At 69.8% G+C, this 19,319-nt stretch carries 17 protein-coding genes and 1 pseudogene; 17 read left to right on the forward strand and 1 reads right to left on the reverse strand.

Going from position 1 to position 19,319, the window contains the following annotated elements; translation table 11 throughout:
- Window positions 1–9: 9 nt before the first annotated feature.
- The 4 genes and pseudogenes from ACZ0AE_RS08815 (at window position 10) to thrC (ending at window position 6,082) form a co-directional block, all read left to right on the forward strand.
- Window positions 10–957: a DMT family transporter gene (locus tag ACZ0AE_RS08815; RefSeq protein ID WP_038688664.1), complete on the forward strand. Its 948-nt coding sequence runs from the start codon at window positions 10–12 to the stop codon at window positions 955–957.
- Between the two features lie 353 nt (window positions 958–1,310).
- The gene (thrA, locus tag ACZ0AE_RS08820; protein ID WP_463600863.1) at window positions 1,311–3,827 is read left to right on the forward strand and encodes a bifunctional aspartate kinase/homoserine dehydrogenase I; all 2,517 of its coding nucleotides are present in this window, start codon (window positions 1,311–1,313) and stop codon (window positions 3,825–3,827) included.
- The gene (locus tag ACZ0AE_RS08825; RefSeq protein ID WP_463600864.1) at window positions 3,824–4,756 is read left to right on the forward strand and encodes a homoserine kinase; all 933 of its coding nucleotides are present in this window, start codon (window positions 3,824–3,826) and stop codon (window positions 4,754–4,756) included. The genes thrA and ACZ0AE_RS08825 overlap by 4 nt, the downstream gene beginning before the upstream one ends.
- A 35-nt stretch (window positions 4,757–4,791) precedes the next feature.
- Window positions 4,792–6,082: pseudogene (thrC, locus tag ACZ0AE_RS08830) on the forward strand (threonine synthase).
- Between the two features lie 185 nt (window positions 6,083–6,267).
- Here thrC and ACZ0AE_RS08835 read toward each other — a convergent pair.
- Window positions 6,268–7,020 (reverse strand): Crp/Fnr family transcriptional regulator, encoded by a 753-nt coding sequence (locus ACZ0AE_RS08835; RefSeq protein WP_038688658.1) that lies wholly within the window; start codon window positions 7,018–7,020, stop codon window positions 6,268–6,270.
- A 139-nt stretch (window positions 7,021–7,159) separates the two neighbouring features.
- On the opposite strand from ACZ0AE_RS08835, the gene hisS reads away from it, so the two are divergent.
- The 13 genes from hisS (at window position 7,160) to ACZ0AE_RS08900 (ending at window position 19,313) form a co-directional block, all read left to right on the forward strand.
- Window positions 7,160–8,557 (forward strand): histidine--tRNA ligase, encoded by a 1,398-nt coding sequence (hisS, locus tag ACZ0AE_RS08840; protein WP_447593335.1) that lies wholly within the window; start codon window positions 7,160–7,162, stop codon window positions 8,555–8,557.
- The gene (locus tag ACZ0AE_RS08845; RefSeq protein ID WP_463600865.1) at window positions 8,554–8,847 is read left to right on the forward strand and encodes a hypothetical protein; all 294 of its coding nucleotides are present in this window, start codon (window positions 8,554–8,556) and stop codon (window positions 8,845–8,847) included. The genes hisS and ACZ0AE_RS08845 overlap by 4 nt, the downstream gene beginning before the upstream one ends.
- Window positions 8,848–9,019: 172 nt before the next feature.
- Window positions 9,020–9,346, forward strand: coding sequence for a YerC/YecD family TrpR-related protein (locus ACZ0AE_RS08850; protein ID WP_463600866.1), 327 nt, complete (start codon window positions 9,020–9,022; stop codon window positions 9,344–9,346).
- A 13-nt stretch (window positions 9,347–9,359) separates the two neighbouring features.
- Window positions 9,360–10,271 (forward strand): ATP phosphoribosyltransferase, encoded by a 912-nt coding sequence (gene hisG / locus ACZ0AE_RS08855; protein ID WP_038688653.1) that lies wholly within the window; start codon window positions 9,360–9,362, stop codon window positions 10,269–10,271.
- Window positions 10,272–10,282: 11 nt separating this feature from the next.
- Window positions 10,283–11,578 (forward strand): histidinol dehydrogenase, encoded by a 1,296-nt coding sequence (gene hisD, locus ACZ0AE_RS08860; RefSeq protein WP_463602081.1) that lies wholly within the window; start codon window positions 10,283–10,285, stop codon window positions 11,576–11,578.
- On the forward strand, window positions 11,575–12,666 hold the full coding sequence (hisC, locus tag ACZ0AE_RS08865) for a histidinol-phosphate transaminase (protein ID WP_463600867.1): 1,092 nt from the start codon (window positions 11,575–11,577) through the stop codon (window positions 12,664–12,666). Before hisD ends, hisC begins: the two co-directional genes overlap by 4 nt.
- Complete coding sequence (gene hisB, locus ACZ0AE_RS08870) at window positions 12,663–13,736, forward strand: bifunctional histidinol-phosphatase/imidazoleglycerol-phosphate dehydratase HisB (protein WP_137189355.1); 1,074 nt, start codon at window positions 12,663–12,665, stop codon at window positions 13,734–13,736. Before hisC ends, hisB begins: the two co-directional genes overlap by 4 nt.
- Window positions 13,733–14,335 carry an imidazole glycerol phosphate synthase subunit HisH gene (gene hisH, locus ACZ0AE_RS08875; protein ID WP_463600868.1) on the forward strand — a complete coding sequence of 201 codons (603 nt, stop codon included), beginning with the start codon at window positions 13,733–13,735 and terminating at the stop codon, window positions 14,333–14,335. The genes hisB and hisH overlap by 4 nt, the downstream gene beginning before the upstream one ends.
- Window positions 14,332–15,066 carry a 1-(5-phosphoribosyl)-5-[(5-phosphoribosylamino)methylideneamino]imidazole-4-carboxamide isomerase gene (hisA, locus tag ACZ0AE_RS08880; RefSeq protein ID WP_038688645.1) on the forward strand — a complete coding sequence of 245 codons (735 nt, stop codon included), beginning with the start codon at window positions 14,332–14,334 and terminating at the stop codon, window positions 15,064–15,066. The genes hisH and hisA overlap by 4 nt, the downstream gene beginning before the upstream one ends.
- Entirely contained in the window at window positions 15,060–15,836 is a 777-nt protein-coding gene (hisF, locus tag ACZ0AE_RS08885) for an imidazole glycerol phosphate synthase subunit HisF (protein WP_038688643.1), read from the forward strand. The genes hisA and hisF overlap by 7 nt, the downstream gene beginning before the upstream one ends.
- Window positions 15,826–16,449 carry a bifunctional phosphoribosyl-AMP cyclohydrolase/phosphoribosyl-ATP diphosphatase HisIE gene (hisIE, locus tag ACZ0AE_RS08890; RefSeq protein WP_038688641.1) on the forward strand — a complete coding sequence of 208 codons (624 nt, stop codon included), beginning with the start codon at window positions 15,826–15,828 and terminating at the stop codon, window positions 16,447–16,449. Before hisF ends, hisIE begins: the two co-directional genes overlap by 11 nt.
- Window positions 16,450–16,537: 88 nt before the next feature.
- A complete protein-coding gene (locus ACZ0AE_RS08895) occupies window positions 16,538–18,136 on the forward strand; it encodes a calcineurin-like phosphoesterase C-terminal domain-containing protein (protein WP_463600869.1) in 1,599 nt (532 codons plus the stop codon).
- Window positions 18,137–18,308: 172 nt separating this feature from the next.
- Entirely contained in the window at window positions 18,309–19,313 is a 1,005-nt protein-coding gene (locus tag ACZ0AE_RS08900; RefSeq protein WP_051598834.1) for a glucokinase, read from the forward strand.
- The last annotated feature ends 6 nt before the right edge of the window (window positions 19,314–19,319 follow it).

The following is a 19,319-nucleotide window of genomic DNA, read 5'->3' on the forward strand; positions in this document are numbered from 1 at the left end:
CGCGTGCAGATGAATCGATCGATGGGAGTGGGCATCGCCAACGGCATTGCCGCGGGCGCGCTGTGGGGCGTGGTGTTCCTGGCGCCGGCGATGCTGAGCCAGTTCGGTGCGGTGCAGCTGTCGGCCGGTCGCTATCTGGTCTACGGGCTGATCGCCGTGGTGCTGCTGGCCCCCCGTTGGCGCGACCTGCGCACGCGCATCGGCATGGCCGAATGGCGCGGCCTGCTGTGGCTGAGCCTGGCCGGCAACCTGGTGTATTTCGTGTTGCTGGCCAATGCCGTGCAGTGGGCCGGTGGCGCGGCGGCGTCGCTGATCGTCGGCCTGATTCCGGTGGTGGTGACGCTGGCGGGCGTGCGCGAGAAGGGCGCCGTGCCGTTGCGCAAGCTGGCGCCCGCGCTGCTGCTGTGCCTGGCCGGGGTGGCGTTGGTGGGCTATGAGGCGCTGCAGGCCGAGCACGCGCAGGGGTCCACCGGCCGTCGCCTGCTGGGCCTGCTGTGCGCGGTGGGCGCGCTGTTTTCGTGGGCGGTGTATTCGATTGGCAACAGCCGCTGGCTGGCACGCCGACCGGACCTGTCCGGCCACGACTGGTCGCTGTTGACCGGCGTGGCGACCGGCGCGCTGTCGCTGTTGCTGGTGCCCAGTGCGTTCCTGCTGCCGAGCGCATCCCACGCCGCGGTGGACTGGGGCTGGTTCTGGCTGATCAGCGCCGGGGTGGCGGTGGTGGCCTCGGTGCTGGGCAACGCGTGCTGGAACCGCGCCAGCCGCAATCTGCCGCTCACCCTGACCGGCCAGATGATCGTGTTCGAGACCCTGTTCGCGCTGCTGTATGGCTTCGCCTGGCAACAGCGCTGGCCGACCCCGATGGAAACAGTCGCGATCGCGTGCCTGGTATCCGGGGTGCTCATGTGCGCCCACGCGCATCGGCCGCCGCGGGCAATTGCGGAACATGTGGGCTGAGTGCGTTGCTGTGGCTGCATGGTCTCATTCGCAACCTTTTTGCCGACGATGCAGGCTGATCGCGCCCCGCTCGATCTTGCACTGCAACACTTGACAAGCCCCCCGCCGGCGTAGTTTTCTTGGCCCATGGTCTCTATCGCCGCCACCGCCCAGCTCTGCACCGCCGCCCTCGCGGCCGGTCGAGGCGTGCCTGCGCAGACCACCGGTACCACCACCATTACCACCGTCACCACTCGCCTGGTGCGGCCCGTCGTCTTCGCGTAATTTCCGAAAACAACGGCCCCGCACCCGGAACAGGTTGCGGGGGAGCGCCTTCAACCTGACCCGATGCGGGGCCTCGAATCGAGGTCTTCATGTCATCCGTCGCCGTCCTGCCTGCTGCCGCTGAACCCGCTGCCCCCGAACTGCGGGCTGCCACCTCCACCATCGTGCATAAATTCGGCGGCACTTCGGTGGCCGATGCCGAGCGCTACCGCCATGTCGCCCAGCTGCTGCTGGCGCGCGAGGAAGCGGTGCAGGTCACCGTGGTGTCGGCCATGAAGGGCGTCACCGATGCGCTGATCGCGGTGGCCGGCCTGGCCGCCGACAATGCGCCGCACTGGCGCGACGCGTGGCACGCGCTGCGTGCGCGTCATCGCGGCGCCGCGGTGGCATTGCTGGGCGAACACGCCGGCCAGATGGTGGAGTGGCTTGATGCCCGGTTCGAGCACCTTGCCGAGGTTCTCGGCGCGCTGGCGGTGATCGGCGAGTTGCCGGTCGAAGTGGTGGACCGGGTGCAGGGGTTGGGCGAGGTGTACTCGGCGCAGCTGCTGGGCCAGTACCTGCAGAGCCTGGGCGAAGCGTGCGCGGTGCTGGACGCACGGGATGTGCTGGTGGTGGATCGCGGCGAGCTGGGGGTGGACGTGGACTGGGTGCAGAGCGCACAGCGCCTGGCGCGCTGGCGTGAGGCGCATCCGTCGCCGCGCGTGGTCGCCACCGGTTTCGTGGCCCGCGACCGCCGCGACCGCATCACCACCCTGGGGCGCAACGGCAGCGACTATTCCGGTGCGATCTTCGCGGCGCTGTTCAATGCCGATGAACTGCACATCTGGACCGATGTCGACGGCGTGCTGTCGGCCGACCCGCGCGTGGTGCCGGAAGCCGTGCAACTGGACGCACTCAGCTACGACGAGGCCTGCGAGCTGGCGTACTTCGGCGCGAAGGTGGTACACCCGCAGACGATGTCGCCGGCGATCGAGCGCGGGCTGCCGATCATCATCCGCAATACCTTCAACCCCCTCCACCCGGGCACGCGCATCACCGCCGAACGGACCGTTGCCGGGCCGATCAAGGGCTTGACGCTGAGCCCGGACCTGGCCGTGCTGAACCTGGAGGGCACCGGCCTGATCGGCGTGCCGGGCACGGCCGAGCGGGTATTCGCCTCGCTACGCAACGCGCACGTGTCGGTGGTGATGATCTCGCAGGGGTCGTCGGAGCATTCGATCTGCTGCGTGGTCAAGCAGGCCGAGGCAGTGCGCGCGCGTGATGCACTGCTGCAGGCCTTCGCCCATGAACTCAACCTGGGCCAGGTGCAGCGCGTGCAGCTCACCGACAACGTCAGCGTGCTGGCGGCGGTGGGGGATGGCATGGCCGGGCAGCCGGGCGTGGCCGCACGCCTGTTCGAATCGCTGGGGCGGGCGCAGGTCAACATCCTGGCGATCGCGCAGGGTTCGTCCGAGCGCAACATCTCGGTCGCCGTCGACAGCCGCCACGCCACCAAGGCACTGCGCGCCGCCCATGCCGGTTTCTGGCTGTCACCGCAGACCTTCTCGGTGGGCGTGATCGGGCCGGGCAACGTCGGCGCGGCGCTGCTGGACCAGCTGCAGGCAGCGCAGTCGCAGCTGCTCGGGCGTGCCAACGTCGACCTGCGGCTGCGCGCGGTGGCCTCGCGCAGCCGCATGGTGCTTGATCAGCGCGGCCTGCACGGCGACTGGCGCAGCGCACTGACCGCATCGTCCGACGCCACCGATCTGGAGGCCTTCACCGAACACCTGCTGTCGGCCCACCTGCCGCATGCGCTGGTGATCGACTGCAGCGGCAGCGCCGAGGTGGCCGACCGCTACGCCGGGTGGCTGGCGGCCGGCATCCACGTGGTGACCCCGAACAAACAGGCCGGCGCCGGCCCATTGCCGCGCTACCAGGCCATCCGCGAGGCGGCCGCCGCCAGCGGTGCACGTTTCCGCTACGAAGCCACGGTGGGGGCCGGCCTGCCGGTGATCACCACGTTGCGCGACCTGGTCGATACCGGCGACGAGGTGCTGGCCATCGACGGCATCTTCTCCGGCACGCTGGCGTGGCTGTTCAACAAGTACGACGGCCAGGTGCCGTTCTCGCAGCTGGTGGCGCAGGCCCGCGGCATGGGCTACACCGAGCCGGACCCGCGCGATGACCTGTCGGGCGTGGATGTGGCGCGCAAGCTGGTGATCCTGGCGCGCGAGGCCGGGCGCGATCTGAGCCTGGAGCAGGTGCAGGTGGAGAGCCTGGTGCCCGAGGCGCTGCGTCAGGCCGGGGTGGAGGAGTTCATGGCCGGGCTGGATGCGGTGGATGCGGTCTTCGCCGAGCGCCTGGCCGCGGCCCACGCGCGGGGCGCGGTGTTGCGTTACGTGGCGCGGCTGTCGCCTGACGGTGCGCAGGTAGGGCTGGTGGAGCTGCCGGGCGGGCACGCGTTCGCGAACCTGCGCCTGACCGACAACGTGGTGCAGTTCACCACGCGCCGCTACTGCGACAACCCGCTGGTGGTGCAGGGCCCGGGTGCGGGCCCCGAAGTGACCGCCGCTGGCGTATTCGCCGATGTGCTGCGGGTGGCGGTGGGCGAAGGAGCGCGCCTGTGAGTCGTGGTGATGACAACGTGGCACGCGCGTTCTCGCCGGCGTCGGTGGGCAACGCGGCGGTGGGTTTCGACATCCTGGGGCATGCCATCGCCGGCGTCGGCGACACGGTGACCGTGCGCCGCATCGCGGCGCCGGAGGTGCGTATCAACGCCATCCGCGGCACGCCGTTCGCGCTGCCACTGCACGCGCCGGACAACACCGCGGGTGCGGCGTTGATCGCGCTGCGCAAGGCGCTGGCCTTGCCGTTCGGATTCGAGGTGGAGATCGACAAGGGCATCGCGCTGGGGTCGGGCATGGGCGGGTCGGCGGCGTCCTGCGTGGCTGCGCTGGTGGCGGCCAATGCGCTGCTGGACGCGCCCCTGCCGCGCGAGGCGCTGTATCCGTTCGCGCTGGAGGGCGAGGCGGTGGCCAGCGGCGGGCGGCACGGCGATAACCTGGGCCCGATGCTGCTGGGCGGGCTGGTGTTGAGCACGGCCGAGCGGCTGGTGCCGATTCCGGTGCCGGACGCCTGGCACAGCCTGCTGGTGCATCCGGAGGCCGTGCTGGAAACCCGCCGCGCACGCGCGGCGCTGCAGGGCAGCTACGCGCTGGGGGAGTTCGTTGAACAGAGCGCCAACCTCGCGCTGGTGCTGAGCGGCTGCTTCACCGCCGATGCGTCGCTGGTGCGTGCCGGGCTGCGCGACGTGCTGGTAGAGCCGCGCCGCGCGGGGCTGATTGGCGGCTTCCATGCCGCACGTGATACGGCGCTGGCGGCCGGTGCGATGGGCGCCAGCATTTCCGGTGCCGGGCCGAGCGTGTTCGCCTGGTTCGAGCGGCGCGACGCCGCGCTGGCGGCGCAGGCGGCGGTGCAGCAGGCCTTCGCCGATGCCGGGTTCGACAGCCAGGGCTGGGTCTCGCCCTTGAACGCGCCGGGCGCGCACCTGCTGTGAGTGTGGTGCTTCTTAACTTTCTTCCAGGATGACCGATGAATTTCGTTTCCACCCGTCACACCGCACCGCCCGCCACGCTCAGCCAGGCCATTGCCGCTGGGCTGGCCCCCGATGGCGGCCTGTATGTTCCCGCGCAGCGCCCGCAGGCATCGGCATGGCAGCCGCAGGGCTCGCTGGCGCTGGATGCTGCTGCGGTGCTGGCACCGTACTTCGACGGCGATGCGCTGGCACCGCACCTGCCGCAGCTGTGCGCCGATGCCTTTGATTTCCCCGCGCCGCTGCGCGCATTGAGCACCCCCGGCGACCATGTGCTGGAGCTGTTCCATGGTCCCACCGCGGCGTTCAAGGATTTCGGCGCGCGCTTTCTGGCTGCCAGCCTGGCCCGGTTGCAGCGTGACCGCGAGCAGCCGCTGACGATCGTGGTGGCGCACCTCCGGTGATACCGGCGCGGCAGTGGCGGCGGCCTTCCACGGCCAACCGGGCATCCGCGTGGTGGTGCTGTACCCCGATGGGCGCGTGTCGCCCCGCCAGGCGCACCAACTGGGGTGCTTCGGCAACAACATCCACACGTTGCGCGTGGCTGGCTCGTTCGATGACTGCCAGGCGATGGTGAAGCAGGCCTTGGGCGATCGCGAGCTGCAGGCGCGGGTGCCGCTGAGTTCGGCCAACAGCATCAGCCTGGGGCGCTGGTTGCCGCAGATGAGTTACTACGCGCATGCCGCGCTTGAGCACCACGCCCGCACCGGCAACGTGCTCAACCTGGTCGTCCCCACCGGCAACCTGGGCAACGCGATGGCCGCGCTGCTGGCCCGGGCGATGGGCCTGCCGCTGGGGCAGATCGCACTGGCCACCAACGCCAACGACGTGTTGCCGCGCTTCTTCCACGGCGGCGCGTACCAGCCGGCCACCAGCGTGGCGACGTTGGCCAATGCGATGGACGTGGGCGCGCCCAGCAACTTCGAACGGCTGCGCTGGCTGTATGCCGATGACGATGCGGCATTGCGCGCGGACCTGCACGTGGAGGCGGTGGATGATGCGGCGATCCGTGCGTTGATCGCGCGGCGCTGGACGCAGGCCGGCGAAGTGTTCTGCCCGCATACCGCCACCGCGGTGGCGGTGCTGGAGGCGTTGCGTGCCGATGGCATGCCGGGCGACTGGGCGGTCGCGGCGACGGCGCACCCGGCCAAGTTCGAATCGGTGGTGGAACCGTTGATCGGCCAGGCGCTGGACGTGCCGCCGTCGCTGTCGGCGCTGCTGCAGCGGCCGGCGCACGCGCAGCCGTGCGCGCCGGAGTACGCGGCGTTGCGCGAAGTCCTGCTCGCGTAGCGCCGGGCTTTGCCCGGCTGCTGTTCGTTCCGGGGTCATGACGCTTGATGCCAGCCGGGCAGAGCCCGGCTCTACGCGTTACTCGCCGGAGTGGCTGCTTACGTAGCGCCGGGCTTTGCCCGGCTGCCGTTCGTTCCGGGGTCATGGGCGGCTGTCGCCAGCCGCGCAGAGCCCGGCTCTACCGGTTACTCGCCGGAGAGTGTGTGCAGGGCGGCTTCGTCGAGGATCTCGACGGTGTTCAGGTGGGGCAGGGCGATCAGGCCCTGCTGGCGCAGCTTGGTGAACGTGCGGCTCACCGTTTCCATGGTCAGGCCAAGGTGGTCGGCGATATCGCCGCGGCCCATGGGCAAGGTCACGCGCAGGCCGTTGCCGCCCAGGCGGGCTTCGCGGGCGGCCAGGCGCAGCAGGAAATCGGCGAGCTTTTCCGCCGGCTGCAGGCGGGCCAGCGACATGGCCGCGTCCTGCGCAGCGTCCAGTTCCTGGCAGGCGCGCTGCAGCAGCTTGCGCTCCAGGTGCGGGAAGCGGGCGCGCAGCTCTTTCATCTGCGGCAGCGCCACCCGGCAGACGCGGCTGTCGGCGATGGCCTCGATGTCGTAGCGGTGATGGTCGTTGCCGCTCAGGCCCAGGTAATCCCCCGGCAGCACGAAACCGCTGATCTGGCGGCGGCCGTCGGGCAGTGTCCGCACCAGGCGCAGTGCGCCGGCGGTCAAGGTATAGACATGTAGGCGCGGTTCGCCACTGCGGGCCAGGGTGGCGCCCAGCGCCACCGGCTGCGACACGGTCACCCGTTCCAGCGCCAGCACTTCGTCCGGCGACAACGCCGAGCACACGGCCAGATGACGTACCGAGCAGTGCAGGCAGTCGCGCAGCGGCGAGCAGCCCGGGCTGGCGGGATCTTCAACGGCGGAAAGGGCGGTACCGGAGTGGGGCCGGGTCATGTCGAACCAGGGAGCGGGGCCTGCTTATGATACTTCATGCGGCCATCGGCCCGGACCGGCGCGATCAGCGCAGCCCCGCGCGCTGGCTGCGGCTAGAATATGCACCACGCTCATCCCCCGATTCGCAGGAGTCCCGCAAGTGATCAAGCCCCGTACGCCGCCCGGCATCATGGAATTGCTGCCGCGCGAGCAGATCGCGTTCCAGCGCATGCTGGACGTCATCCGCCGCAACTACGAGCGGTTCGGGTTCCTGCCGGTGGAAACCCCGGTGTTCGAGCTGTCCGACGTGCTGCTGACCAAGTCCGGCGGTGAAACCGAGCGCCAGGTGTACTTCGTGCAGTCCACCGGCGCGTTGGCCAACGCTGCCGAGGCCGGCGACAAAACGCTGCCCGAGCTGGCCCTGCGCTTCGACCTGACCGTGCCGCTGGCCCGCTACGTGGCCGAACACGAGCATGACCTGACGTTCCCGTTCCGTCGTTACCAGATGCAGCGCGTGTACCGCGGCGAACGTGCCCAGCGTGGCCGCTTCCGCGAGTTCTACCAGTGCGACATCGACGTGATCGGCAAGGACACCCTGAGCACGCGCTATGACGCCGAAGTCCTGGCGGTGATTCATGCGGTGTTCGCCGAGCTCAGCATCGGCGCCTTCAGCATCCAGCTGAACAACCGCAAGCTGCTGCGCGGCTTCTTTGAAAGCCTGGGCGTGGCCGACGGCGAGCGCCAGCTGGCGGTGCTGCGCGAAGTGGACAAGCTGGACAAGCGCGGCCCCGACTACGTGCGCGAGACGTTGGTGGGCGAAGGCTTTGAGATCCCGGCCGAGCAGGTCGAGCGCATCCTGGCCTTCGTCGCAGTCCGCTCCAGCAGCCACGCCGACGCGTTGGCGCAGCTGGACGCGCTGCTGGCCGATGCGGCCGCCAGCGAGACGCTGAAGGTGGGCGTGGCCGAGCTGCGCGAAGTGCTGGAGCTGGTCAAGGCGCTGGGCGTGCCGGAAACCGCGTACTGCCTGAATTTCTCCATCGCGCGCGGCCTGGATTACTACACCGGCACCGTGTACGAAACCACGCTGACCGACCACCCGCAGATCGGCTCGATCTGCTCCGGTGGCCGTTACGAAGACCTGGCCAGCCACTACAGCAAGTCCAAGCTGCCGGGCGTGGGCATTTCCATCGGCCTGACCCGCCTGTTCTGGCAGTTGCGCGAAGCGGGCCTGATCGCCGGAATCGAAGACAGCAGCGTGCACGCGCTGGTGGCATTGATGGACGACGCCAGCCTGCCGCAGTCGCTGGACATCGCCCGCCGCCTGCGCGCCGGTGGCATCAACGCCGAAGTGCAGATGGAGCCGAAGAAGATCGGCAAGCAGTTCCAGTACGCGGCCAAGGCCGGGATCCGCTTCGTGGTGCTGGCCGGTGACGATGAGCTGGCCCGCGGCGTGGTGGCGGTGAAGGACCTGCTGCGCGAGCAGCAGTTCGAAGTCTCGCGCGAGGAACTGGCCAGCACCCTGCAGGTGGAACTGGAGCAGGCCAAGGTCATGCCGTGAGGCGGTTGGGGGCGGCGGCAACGCTGCTGCTCCTGCTGACCGCGTGCCGGACCGATCCTGCGCTGCACAGCCAGCGGATCGGTCCGGGCCAGTACCGGCTGACGGTCGACCGCTGCCACGTGATCGACCGGGAGCAGTTGCAGCGTGACCTGCGCGGGTTGGCCGGGCAGAAGTGCCCGGACGGGGCAGGGGAGCTGGAAGTCATCCAGTCCATCCCCAGCCGCCAGGGCAGCCTGTTCGGCGAGTGCCTGCGCAGCGGCGCCCTCCGCGCCGAGGTAACGTGCCGGTAGGTACCGACCGTTGGTCGGTACGCCCCTAAAGCGCCCGCTACCCAAAACAAACGCCCGCTCAGCGGGCGTTTTTCGTTCCCGCCCCCTGAACCAACCCGGTCCGGACATCAACCCGGTTTGACCGAGCGTTGTCGTTTGCGCTAATGTAATAGCACGCTATTACATTGATACGATGAAACTACGCCCCGCCCCCCGAGAAAAAGACGCCCAGGCCGATCTGGCCTGCCTGGCTGCGGCCTTCGCCGCGCTGTCCAGCCCCGAACAGGTCACCGCCTTCCTGCGCGACCTGTGCACCCCGGCCGAGCTGGAGGCGCTGTCGGACCGCTGGAAGGTGGTGCCGCTGCTGCAGCAGGGCGTGCCGTATCGCGAAATCCACGAACTGACCGGCGTCAGCGTGACCACCACCGGGCGCGTCGCGCGTTCGCTGGAGCATGGGCACGGCGGCTATACCGCCGCCATTGCCGTCACCGCCACGCCTACGCCCCCCGAATCCGAGTAAGAGAGCCTCCCCCATGAGTGCAACCCAGAACGCCCCGGCCCGTGACCGGCTGCGGATCGCCATCCAGAAGAACGGGCGGCTGGCCGAGCCGGCGCGCAGCCTGCTCACCGCCTGCGGGCTGAGCTGGCGGCAGAGCCGCGACAAGCTGTTCTGCTACGGCGAATCGCTGCCGGTCGACCTGCTGCTGGTCCGCGACGACGACATCCCCGGGCTGATCGCCGATGGCGTCTGCGACTTCGGCATCGTCGGCCGCAACGAGCTGGACGAGCAGGGTGCCGCGCGCCGCCGGATCGGCCTGCCGGACGCCTACCAGGCGCTGCGCGGCCTGAATTTCGGGCAGTGCCGGTTGATGCTGGCGGTGCCCGACGAATGGGAATGGACCGGCGTTGAGCAGCTGGCCGGCAAGCGCATCGCCACCAGCTACCCGGCGATCCTGGCCGACTGGCTGGCCGCGCGCGGCGTGGATGCGCAGGTGGTGGAACTGTCCGGGTCGGTGGAAATCGCGCCGCGCCTGGGCACCGCCGACCTGATCTGCGACCTGGTCTCCAGCGGCGCCACCCTGGCCGCCAACCAGCTCAAGCCGGTGGAAACGCTGCTGGAAAGCGAAGCGGTGCTGGCCGGCCCGGTGAAGACCCCTGACGACGCCCGCGCCGGGCTGATGGCGATGCTGCTGCGGCGGCTGGATGGCGTGGTCAAAGTGCAGGACAGCAAGCTGCTGATGTTCCGCGCCGCGCTGGACCGTGTGTCCGAGCTGACCCGGCTGCTGCCCGATGCCGACCCGCTGGTGCAGCTGCCCGACGACGGCGGCCACCTGCGCCTGCAGACCATGTGCCACGGCGCCTTGACGTGGCAGCGGTTGGAAGATCTGGAGCGCGCAGGCGCCCAGGGCCTGATGGTATTGAGCGTGGAGCGTTCGCTGGCATGAACCGTCTTTCGATGAATGTAGTGCAGTGGTCCACCCTGGACGCCAGCGCCCAGGCGCAGGCGCTGCAGCGCCCGGTGCAGGCCGTGGCCGCGCAGACCCGGGATGCGGTCGCCGGGTTGATCGCTGCCGTGCGCGCCGACGGCGACGTTGCGCTGCGCGAGATCAGCCTGCGCTTCGATGGCGTGGCCCCCGAATCCTTTGAAGTCAGCGAAGCCGAATTCGCCGCGGCCGAACAGGCCGTTCCGGACGACCTGCGCCAGGCGATGGTTGAAGCGGCCGCACGCATCGGCGTGTTCCACAAGGCCGGCATGAGCCAGGGCTATGCGGTGGACACCGCGCCGGGCGTGCGCTGCGAGCGCGTGGTGCGGCCGATTGGCCGGGTGGGCCTGTACGTGCCGGCCGGCAGCGCCCCGCTGCCGTCCACCGCGTTGATGCTGGGCGTGCCCGCGCAATTGGCCGGGTGCCGCGAAGTGGTGCTGTGCACGCCGCCGCGCAAGGACGGCAGTGCCGACCCGGCGGTGCTGGTGGCCGCGCGCCTGACCGGCGTGCACCGCGTGTTCAAGCTGGGCGGCGCGCAGGCGATCGCGGCGATGGCCTATGGCACCGACAGCGTGCCGGCCTGCGACAAGCTGTTCGGCCCCGGCAACAGCTTCGTTACCGAAGCCAAGCAGCAGGTGGCGCAGGACGGTGCGGCGGCGATCGACATGCCGGCCGGCCCGTCCGAAGTGCTGGTGATCGCCGACGCCGGCGCCAATCCCGCGTTCGTCGCCGCCGACCTGTTGTCCCAGGCCGAGCACGGCCCCGATTCGCAGGTGCTGCTGCTCACCGACGACGACGCCCTGCTGGCGCGGGTCGACGCCGAAGTGCAGGCGCAGCTGGCGCGTCTGTCGCGCGTGGCCATCGCCACCCAGGCGCTGCAGGCCTCAAAGCTGATCCGGGTGGATTCGCTGGCCCAGGCCTTCCAGATCAGCAACCGCTATGCACCCGAGCACCTGATCCTGGCCCTGCGCGAACCCCGCACGTGGCTGGAACAGGTCGAGGCGGCGGGCTCTGTCTTCCTCGGCGACTACACGCCTGAGGCGCTGGGCGATTACTGCAGCGGCACCAACCATGTGCTGCCCACCGCGGGCGCCGCACGCGCCTACAGCGGGGTGAGCGTGGCCAGCTTCCAGAACCTGATCAGCGTGCAGTCGGCCACCGCGCAGGGCATTGCCGCGATCGGCGGCTGCGCGCGCACGCTGGCCCGTGCCGAAGGCCTGGACGCGCACGAAAATGCGGTGGCACTGCGCATGCAGGTGGCCGCATGAGCGCGCCGGACGCGGTGATGTCGCTGGTCCGTGCGGACCTGCAGGCCTTCGCCGGCTATTCGTCGGCGCGCAGCAGCGCGCTGGTCGGCGATGTCTGGCTCAACGCCAATGAGTCGGCCTGGGCCAACCCGGCCGACAGCGAAGGCCGGGCACGGCGCTATCCGGATCCACAGCCGGCTGCGCTGCGTGCACGCTTGGCTGAACTGTATGGCTGCGCGACCGAGCAGCTGCTGATCGGCCGTGGCAGCGATGAGGCGATCGACCTGCTGGTGCGCGCGCTGTGCGAGCCCGGCCGCGATGCGGTGCTGGTGACCCCGCCGGTATTCGGCATGTACGCGGTGTGCGCGCGGCTGCAGAACGCGCCGCTGCTGGAGGTGCCGCTGCGCGACGACGGCAATGCGCTCAACGCCGATATCGATGCGATGATCGCCACCGCGCTGGCCGGCAACGCCAAGCTGGTGTTCCTGTGTTCGCCCTCGAACCCGGCTGGCAGCGCGATCACGCTGGAGCAGGTGGAACGGGTGGCCACGGCGCTGCAGGGCAGGGCGCTGGTGGTGGTGGACGAGGCCTATGCCGAGTACGCCGCGCTGCCGTCGGCGGTTACGCTGCTGCCACGTTACGACAACGTGGCCGTGCTGCGCACGCTGTCCAAGGCGCACGCGCTGGCCGCCGCGCGCATCGGCAGCCTCATTGCCGCGCCGGCGCTGATCGCGCTGCTGCGCCGCTGCCAGGCGCCGTACCCGATTCCCGGCCCCTGCGCCGAGCTGGCCCTCGCTGGCCTGAGCGACAGCAACCTGCAGCTCACCGCCTCGCGCGTGGAGCGCATCAAGACCGAGCGCGGCCGCCTGCAGCAGGCACTGGCCGTGCTGCCGGGCGTGCTGCGCGTCTACCCCTCGCAGGGCAATTACCTGCTGGTGCGCTTCAGTGATGCGCAGCAGGCCTTCGATGCGCTGTTGGCGGCCGGTGTGGTGGTGCGCGACCAGCGCGCCGCGCCGCAGCTGCACGACGCCCTGCGCATCACCATCGGCAGCACCATGGAGAACGACCGTGTGCTCAGTGCGCTGGCTGCGCGGAGGGTCGCGGCATGACGCCCATCCTGTTCGTGGACCGCGACGGCACGCTGATCGAAGAGCCGGCCGATTTCCAGATCGATGCCTATGAAAAGATCCGCTTCGTGCGCGATGTGATCCCGGCGATGCTCAAGCTGCGCGATGCCGGTTACCAGTTCGTGATCGTCAGCAACCAGGACGGTCTGGGCAGCGAAGGCTACCCGCAGGCCAGCTTCGACGGCCCCAACGACCTGATGCTGCAGATCTTCGCCAGCCAGGGCATCGTGTTCCGTGACGTGTTGATCGACGGCACTTGGCCGCACGACAACGCGCCCACCCGCAAGCCGGGCATCGGCATGATGCTGCCCTACCTGCAGGACCGCAGCATCGACTGGGCCCGCTCGGGCATGGTCGGCGACCGGCCCACCGACATCCAGTTCGCCGAGAACATGAAGATCCGTGGCTTCCAGCTGCGCACCGAACAGTTCGGCGGGCAGTGGGACTGGAACGGCATCGCCCACGAACTGGCCGATGCACCGCGCCGCGCCACCGTGCAGCGCAATACCAAGGAGACCAGGATCCGCGTCGAGGTCGACCTGGACCGCACCGCCGAGCCACAGACCCACACCGGTCTGCCGTTCTTCGACCACATGCTGGAGCAGATCGGCAAGCACGGCGGTTTCGCGTTGAGCGTGCAGGCCGAGGGCGACCTGCACATCGACGAACACCACACCATCGAAGACACCGGCCTGGCCCTGGGGCAGGCGCTGCGTGAAGCGCTGGGCGACAAGCGCGGCATCGGCCGCTACGGCTTCACCCTGCCGATGGATGAAACCCTGGCCAGCGCCGCCCTGGATTTCAGCGGCCGGCCGTATTTCGTGTTCGAAGGCGAGTTCAAGCGCGAGCGCGTGGGCGATATGCCCACCGAGCTGGTGCCGCACTTCTTCCGTTCGCTGTGCGACGCCGCCGGGCTCAACCTGCACCTGAGCGTGCGCGGCGACAACGACCACCACAAGGTGGAGGCGTGCTTCAAGGCACTGGCCCGCGCCCTGCGCCAGGCGCTGCCGCGCCAGGGCACCGCACTGCCCAGCACCAAGGGGGCGCTGTGACCGAGGTTGCCCTGATCGATGCGGGCGGCGCCAACCTGGGGTCGGTGCGCTATGCACTGGAACGTCTGGGCGTGCAGGTGCGGCTGGTACGCGACGCGAAGGGCCTGCAGGGCGTGTCGCGGGTGATCCTGCCCGGCGTGGGCGCGGCCCCGCACGGCATGGCGCGCCTGCATGCGCAGGACCTGGTGCAGCCGCTGCGCGAGCTGCAGGTGCCGTTGCTGGGCATCTGCCTGGGCATGCAGCTGTTGTTCGAGGGCTCCGAAGAGGGGCACGTGGAATGCCTGGGGCTGATGCCGGGGGTGGTCCGCCACCTGCACCCGGCCACCGGCATCCGCGTGCCGCACATGGGCTGGAACCGCCTGCGGCCGCTGCGCGACTCGGCGCTGCTGGACGGCGTGCCCGAACGTGCCAGCGCCTACTTCGTGCACAGCTATGCGGCACCGCTGGGCGAGCACACGGTGGCGGCCTGCGACCACGGCGGCCTGTTCGCCGCGGTGGTGCAGCGCGGCCTGCACAGCGGCGCCCAGTTCCATCCGGAGCGTTCGGCCGCCACCGGCGCCCGGATCCTGCGCAACTTCATCGAGAACGAACCGTCATGAGTTTCACCGTCTATCCCGCCCTGGACATCCGCGAAGGGCGCGTCGTGCGCCTGCTGCAGGGCGACTACGCGCAGCAGACCACCTATGGCGACGACCCGTTGCCGCGCGCCCAGGCATTCGCCGATGCCGGCGCCAGCTGGATGCACCTGGTTGACCTGGATGCCGCACGGGCCGGCGGTTACACCTTGGCCCCGCTGCTGTCGGCGATTGCCCGGCAGACCGGCTTGAAGGTGCAGACCGGCGGCGGCGTGCGCTCGCGCGACGACGTGGCGCGCATTCTTGATGCGGGCGCCACCCGGGTGGTGGTCGGTTCGGTGTCGGTACGCGCGCCGGAGACGGTGATCGGCTGGCTGGGCGAGTTCGGCCCGGAGCGGCTGACCATCGCGCTGGATGCCCGCCAGGCCGACGACGGCCGCTGGCTGCTGCCGGTGCACGGCTGGACCGAAACCGCCGAAGACACCCTGGATGTGCTGGCAACGCGGTACGCGCAGGCCGGCATGACCCACCTGCTGTGCACCGACATCGCCCGCGACGGCATGCTGTCCGGCCCCAACATCGGCCTGTACCAGCACCTGGCCACCCTGTTGCCGGGCGTGGCGGTGCAGGCGTCCGGTGGCGTGCGCAGCGCGGCCGACGTGGCCGAGGCCAAGGCGGTGGGCTGCGGCGGCGCGATCCTGGGCAAGGCGCTGCTGGAAGGCCGCATGACCCTGCCGGAGGCGCTGGCATGCTGAGCCGCCGGCTGATTCCCTGCCTGGACGTGCGCGATGGCCGCGTGGTCAAGGGCGTGCGTTTCCGCGACCACGTCGACATGGGCGACATCGCCGAGCTGGCGCTGCGCTACCGCGACCAGGGCGCCGACGAGCTGGTGTTCTACGACATCGGTGCCAGCCCCGAAGGCCGTGCGGTGGACGTGGGCTGGATCGAGCGCATCGCGCGCCTGATCGACATTCCGTTCTGCGTGGCCGGCGGAATCTCCGACGTGGAGACCGCGCGCCGGGTGCTGTATGCCGGTGCCGACAAGATTTCGGTCAATTCCCCGGCACTGGGGCGCCCGGCGCTGATCGAGGAACTGGCCGATGCGTTCGGCGTGCAGTGCGTGGTGGTCGGCATCGATTCGGTGCGCGAGGCCGACGGGGAATGGCGGGTACGGCGCTTCAGCGGCGACCCGGACAAGACCCAGGCCGTGCCGGTGCGCACGCTGGACTGGCTGGTCGAGGCGCAGCGCCGCGGTGCCGGCGAGATCGTGCTGAACTGCATGGACAGCGACGGTGTGCGCCGCGGCTACGACGTGGCCCAGCTGCGCCAGGCACGCGCGCTGTGCCAGGTGCCGCTGATCGCCTCCGGCGGAGCCGGTGAGATGCAGCACTTTGCCGACGTGTTCGACCAGGCCGATGTCGATGGTGCGTTGGCCGCCAGCGTTTTCCACAGTGGCGCCATCGCCATTCCCGCGCTCAAGCAGTTCCTGCGCGAGCAGCAGATCGAGGTTCGAGATGTCTATTGAGGTACTGCCGTCGCGCGAGGCGCTGGACGGACTGGCGTGGAGCAAGGGCGACGGCCTGCTGCCGGTGGTGGTGCAGGATGCCGACAGCCTGGCCGTGCTGATGCTCGGCTATGCCAACGCCGAATCGCTGGAAATGACCCTGGCCACCGGCCACATGACCTTCTACAGCCGCAGCAAGCAGCGCCTGTGGACCAAGGGCGAGTCGTCGGGCAACGTGCTGGCGGTGGTGGCGGTGCGCGTGGACTGCGACAACGACACGTTGTTGGTGAGTGCGCGCCCGGCGGGCCCGACCTGCCACACCGGCAGCGACAGCTGCTTCGAGCGGGCCCCGGGCAACTTCCTGGGCCGCCTGGATGCGTTCGTGCGCCAGCGCGAGCAGCAGCGCCCCCCGGGCAGTTACACCACCACGCTGTTCGACGGCGAGATCCGCCGCATCGCGCAGAAGGTGGGCGAGGAGGGGGTGGAAACCGCGCTGGCCGGGGTGGCCCAGGACGATGCGGCGCTGCTGGGCGAGTCAGCCGACCTGCTGTTCCACCTGATCGTGCTGCTGCGCGCGCGCGGTTTGTCGCTGGCCGACGCGGTGGCCGTGTTGGCGGCGCGCCACGCAGGGTGAGCGTATGAATCGCGTTTAACGTCGGTGAAACGCGGCACAAGCGATGATGTGCCGCTTTACAATCACCCACCCCGAACGGACCGTCCCGATGACCCGCACTGCTGCCTGGCTGGCTTGCCTGCTGTTGACTACCGCACCCGCCCTGGCCGCCGAGGTGACCGTGACCGGCAAGGTCTATCAGGAACGCGACGGCAAGCCCGGGCGCGGGCCCACCGACCCGGGCATGGCCGGGGTGCAGGTGTCCAACGGCGAGGTGATCGTGCGCACTGCCGCCGACGGCAGCTACAGCCTGCCGGTGCGCGACGGGCAGACGGTGTTTGTGATCAAGCCCGATGAGTACCGCTTCCCGGCCGCCAGCAACGGGCTGCCGTCGTACTGGCGCCACTACGCGCCGCAGGGCTCGCCGCGGCTGAAGTACGACGGTATCCGCGCCACCGGCAGCAACGTGCGCAACTGGGACTTCGCGCTGGAACCGGCCAAGGGCAGCGACGCCGCCCGCGCCGGGTTTGAGATGCTGGTCTTCACCGATTCGCAGACCGCCAGCCGGCAGGACATCGACTATTACCAGCGCGCCATCGTCGACCCCATCATCGGCAAGCATCCGGCACGGCTGGGCACCACGCTCGGCGATATCGTCAACGACGACCTGGACCTGTACCCGACCATCAACAAGGCCACCGCGCTGCTGCAGGTGCCGTGGTTCCACGTGCCGGGCAACCATGACCTGGATTTCGACGCCGGCGATGACCGCCACTCGCTGGACAGCTGGCGCGCGGTGTACGGGCCCGATACCTACGCGGTGGAAGAGGGCGGGGCCAGTTTCGTGTTCCTCGACGACGTGGTCTACGACCCTGCCGCCAAGCCGAGCTACGTGGGCGGGCTGCGCCCGGACCAGTTCACCTTCCTCGGCAACTACCTGAAGGGCCTGCCGCGCGATCGCCTGGTGGTGCTGGGCATGCACATTCCGCTGTTCGATGCCGCGCCCGGCCGCGAAACCTTCCGCCACGCCGACCGCACGCGCCTGTTCGCGCTGCTCAAGGAGTTCCCCAACGTTCTGGTGCTCAGCGGCCACAGCCACACCCAGCAGCACTACTACCATGGCGCCGCCGAGGGCTGGCAGGGCAGCAAGCCGTTGCATGAGTACAACGTGGGCGCCGCCTGTGGCGCGTTCTGGTCGGGCGTGAAGGACAGCAACGGGATCCCCGATGCCACCATGAGCGATGGCACGCCGAACGGCTATGCGGTGTTGTCGGTCAAGCCCGGCGGCGACTACGGCCTGCGCTATTACGTGGCCCGCGCGCCGGATGACTACCAGATTGCCCTGCACGCGCCCAAGGTGCTGCGCAAGGACGCCTATCCGGCATGGGGCGTGTACGCCAACGTGTTCATGGGCCAGGCCGATACGCTGGTGGAATACCGCGTGGACACTGGCGCCTGGCAGACCATGAAGCGGGTGGAACAGCCCGACCCGCGCCTGCTGGTGGAGAACGTGGCCGACGACCAGGCCGAGCGCCTGCGCGGTTTTGATCGCTCTCCCGAAGCCACGCCGTCGCCGCACCTGTGGCGCGGCGCGCTGCCCACCAACCTGACGGCGGGCGAGCACAAGGTGGAAGTGCGCGCAGTGCACGCCGATGGCCCCACCGCCTCGGCCAGCACCAGCTACCGCCTGCAGGTCGGCAAGCCCTGATGGGGCGCCTGCCGCGCACGGCGCAGCGGCTGCATACGCCGCTGTACGGCGCGACCTGCTTTGCAAACCCGGTGCGATCGCCGAAAATCGCACCGGGTTATTCGACCCCAGCCAAGGCCTGCGAGTGAGCGTTGCGGTACCGTTTCCGGAGCATTCTCCGGCCCCCTCCGATGTGTCTTTGCTGACGCCCGGTCGGGAATCGTCTGTTGAAACGCTGCTCGTGGCCGACGTCGGTGGCACGTTCGCGCGCCTGGCCGTGGCCGAACTGCGTGCCGGTCAGCCGCCGCAGCTTGTCGGCCTGCGCCGTTACAGCTGTGCCGCGTTTGCCAGCCTGGCCGCGATCCTGGCCGATTTCATCGCCAGCGCCGGGCAGCCGCTGGACAGCGCCGTGGTGGCGATCGCCGGGCTGCTGGAAGGCGACCACCTGGTCAACACCAATCTGCCGTGGCCGGTGTCGGTGGCCGACACGCGCACCCAGGCCGGCCTGCGCTCATTGGCGCTGATCAACGACTTCGAAGCGGTCGCCTACGCGATCCCGCATGTGCAGGCCGATACCCTGGTGCCGCTCAATGGCGCGCCTGACACCGCATCGCGTTGGCCGGCGCTGGTGCTCGGCCCGGGCACCGGGCTCGGCGCGGCCCTGCGTTTCCAAGGCGGGCACCAACCCGTACTGGCCAGCGAAGCCGGCCATGCCGCGCTCACGGCCGGCACCGCACTGGAACTGGAGATCCTGCGGCAGATGCAGCAGCGCTGGGCGCACGTGGACCAAGAGCGCATCCTGTCCGGAAGCGGCCTGATGAACCTGTACCCCTGCCTGTGCGGCCTTCGCGGCGTGGCACCGCAGTGGGACACCCCCGAACAGCTGATCGCCGCCGCGCATCTGGGCGACGACCCGGTGGCGGTGGAAACGCTGGAGGTCTTCAGCGCGTGGCTGGGCAGCCTGGCCGGCGACCTGGCCATCACCTTCGGTGCGCGGTCGGTGTACCTGGTGGGCGGCATTCCGCCGCGCATCGCGCACTTCCTGCACGCGGGTGGCTTCCAGGCGCGGTTCCTGGCCAAGGGTGTGATGGGCCGGGTGCTGGCGCAGGTGCCGGTGTGGCGGGTGGAACATGGCGAACTGGGCATGCTGGGTGCGGCGGTATGGCACGCCGCGCGCCACGAACGCGCCGTGGCATGACGCGTC

The sequence above is a fragment of the Stenotrophomonas sp. AC248 genome, assembly GCF_979258185.1.

What these genes read in the sequence shown, in the direction of transcription:
- ACZ0AE_RS08815 (WP_038688664.1), top strand. Translation starts at nt 10, where the DNA reads ATGAATCGATCGATGGGAGTGGGCATCGCCAACGGCATTGCCGCGGGC.
- thrA (WP_463600863.1), top strand. Translation starts at nt 1,311, where the DNA reads ATGTCATCCGTCGCCGTCCTGCCTGCTGCCGCTGAACCCGCTGCCCCC.
- ACZ0AE_RS08835 (WP_038688658.1), bottom strand. Translation starts at nt 7,020, where the DNA reads ATGACCCGGCCCCACTCCGGTACCGCCCTTTCCGCCGTTGAAGATCCC.
- ACZ0AE_RS08850 (WP_463600866.1), top strand. Translation starts at nt 9,020, where the DNA reads ATGAAACTACGCCCCGCCCCCCGAGAAAAAGACGCCCAGGCCGATCTG.
- hisG (WP_038688653.1), top strand. Translation starts at nt 9,360, where the DNA reads ATGAGTGCAACCCAGAACGCCCCGGCCCGTGACCGGCTGCGGATCGCC.
- hisD (WP_463602081.1), top strand. Translation starts at nt 10,283, where the DNA reads ATGAATGTAGTGCAGTGGTCCACCCTGGACGCCAGCGCCCAGGCGCAG.
- hisC (WP_463600867.1), top strand. Translation starts at nt 11,575, where the DNA reads ATGAGCGCGCCGGACGCGGTGATGTCGCTGGTCCGTGCGGACCTGCAG.
- hisB (WP_137189355.1), top strand. Translation starts at nt 12,663, where the DNA reads ATGACGCCCATCCTGTTCGTGGACCGCGACGGCACGCTGATCGAAGAG.
- hisA (WP_038688645.1), top strand. Translation starts at nt 14,332, where the DNA reads ATGAGTTTCACCGTCTATCCCGCCCTGGACATCCGCGAAGGGCGCGTC.
- hisF (WP_038688643.1), top strand. Translation starts at nt 15,060, where the DNA reads ATGCTGAGCCGCCGGCTGATTCCCTGCCTGGACGTGCGCGATGGCCGC.
- hisIE (WP_038688641.1), top strand. Translation starts at nt 15,826, where the DNA reads ATGTCTATTGAGGTACTGCCGTCGCGCGAGGCGCTGGACGGACTGGCG.
- ACZ0AE_RS08895 (WP_463600869.1), top strand. Translation starts at nt 16,538, where the DNA reads ATGACCCGCACTGCTGCCTGGCTGGCTTGCCTGCTGTTGACTACCGCA.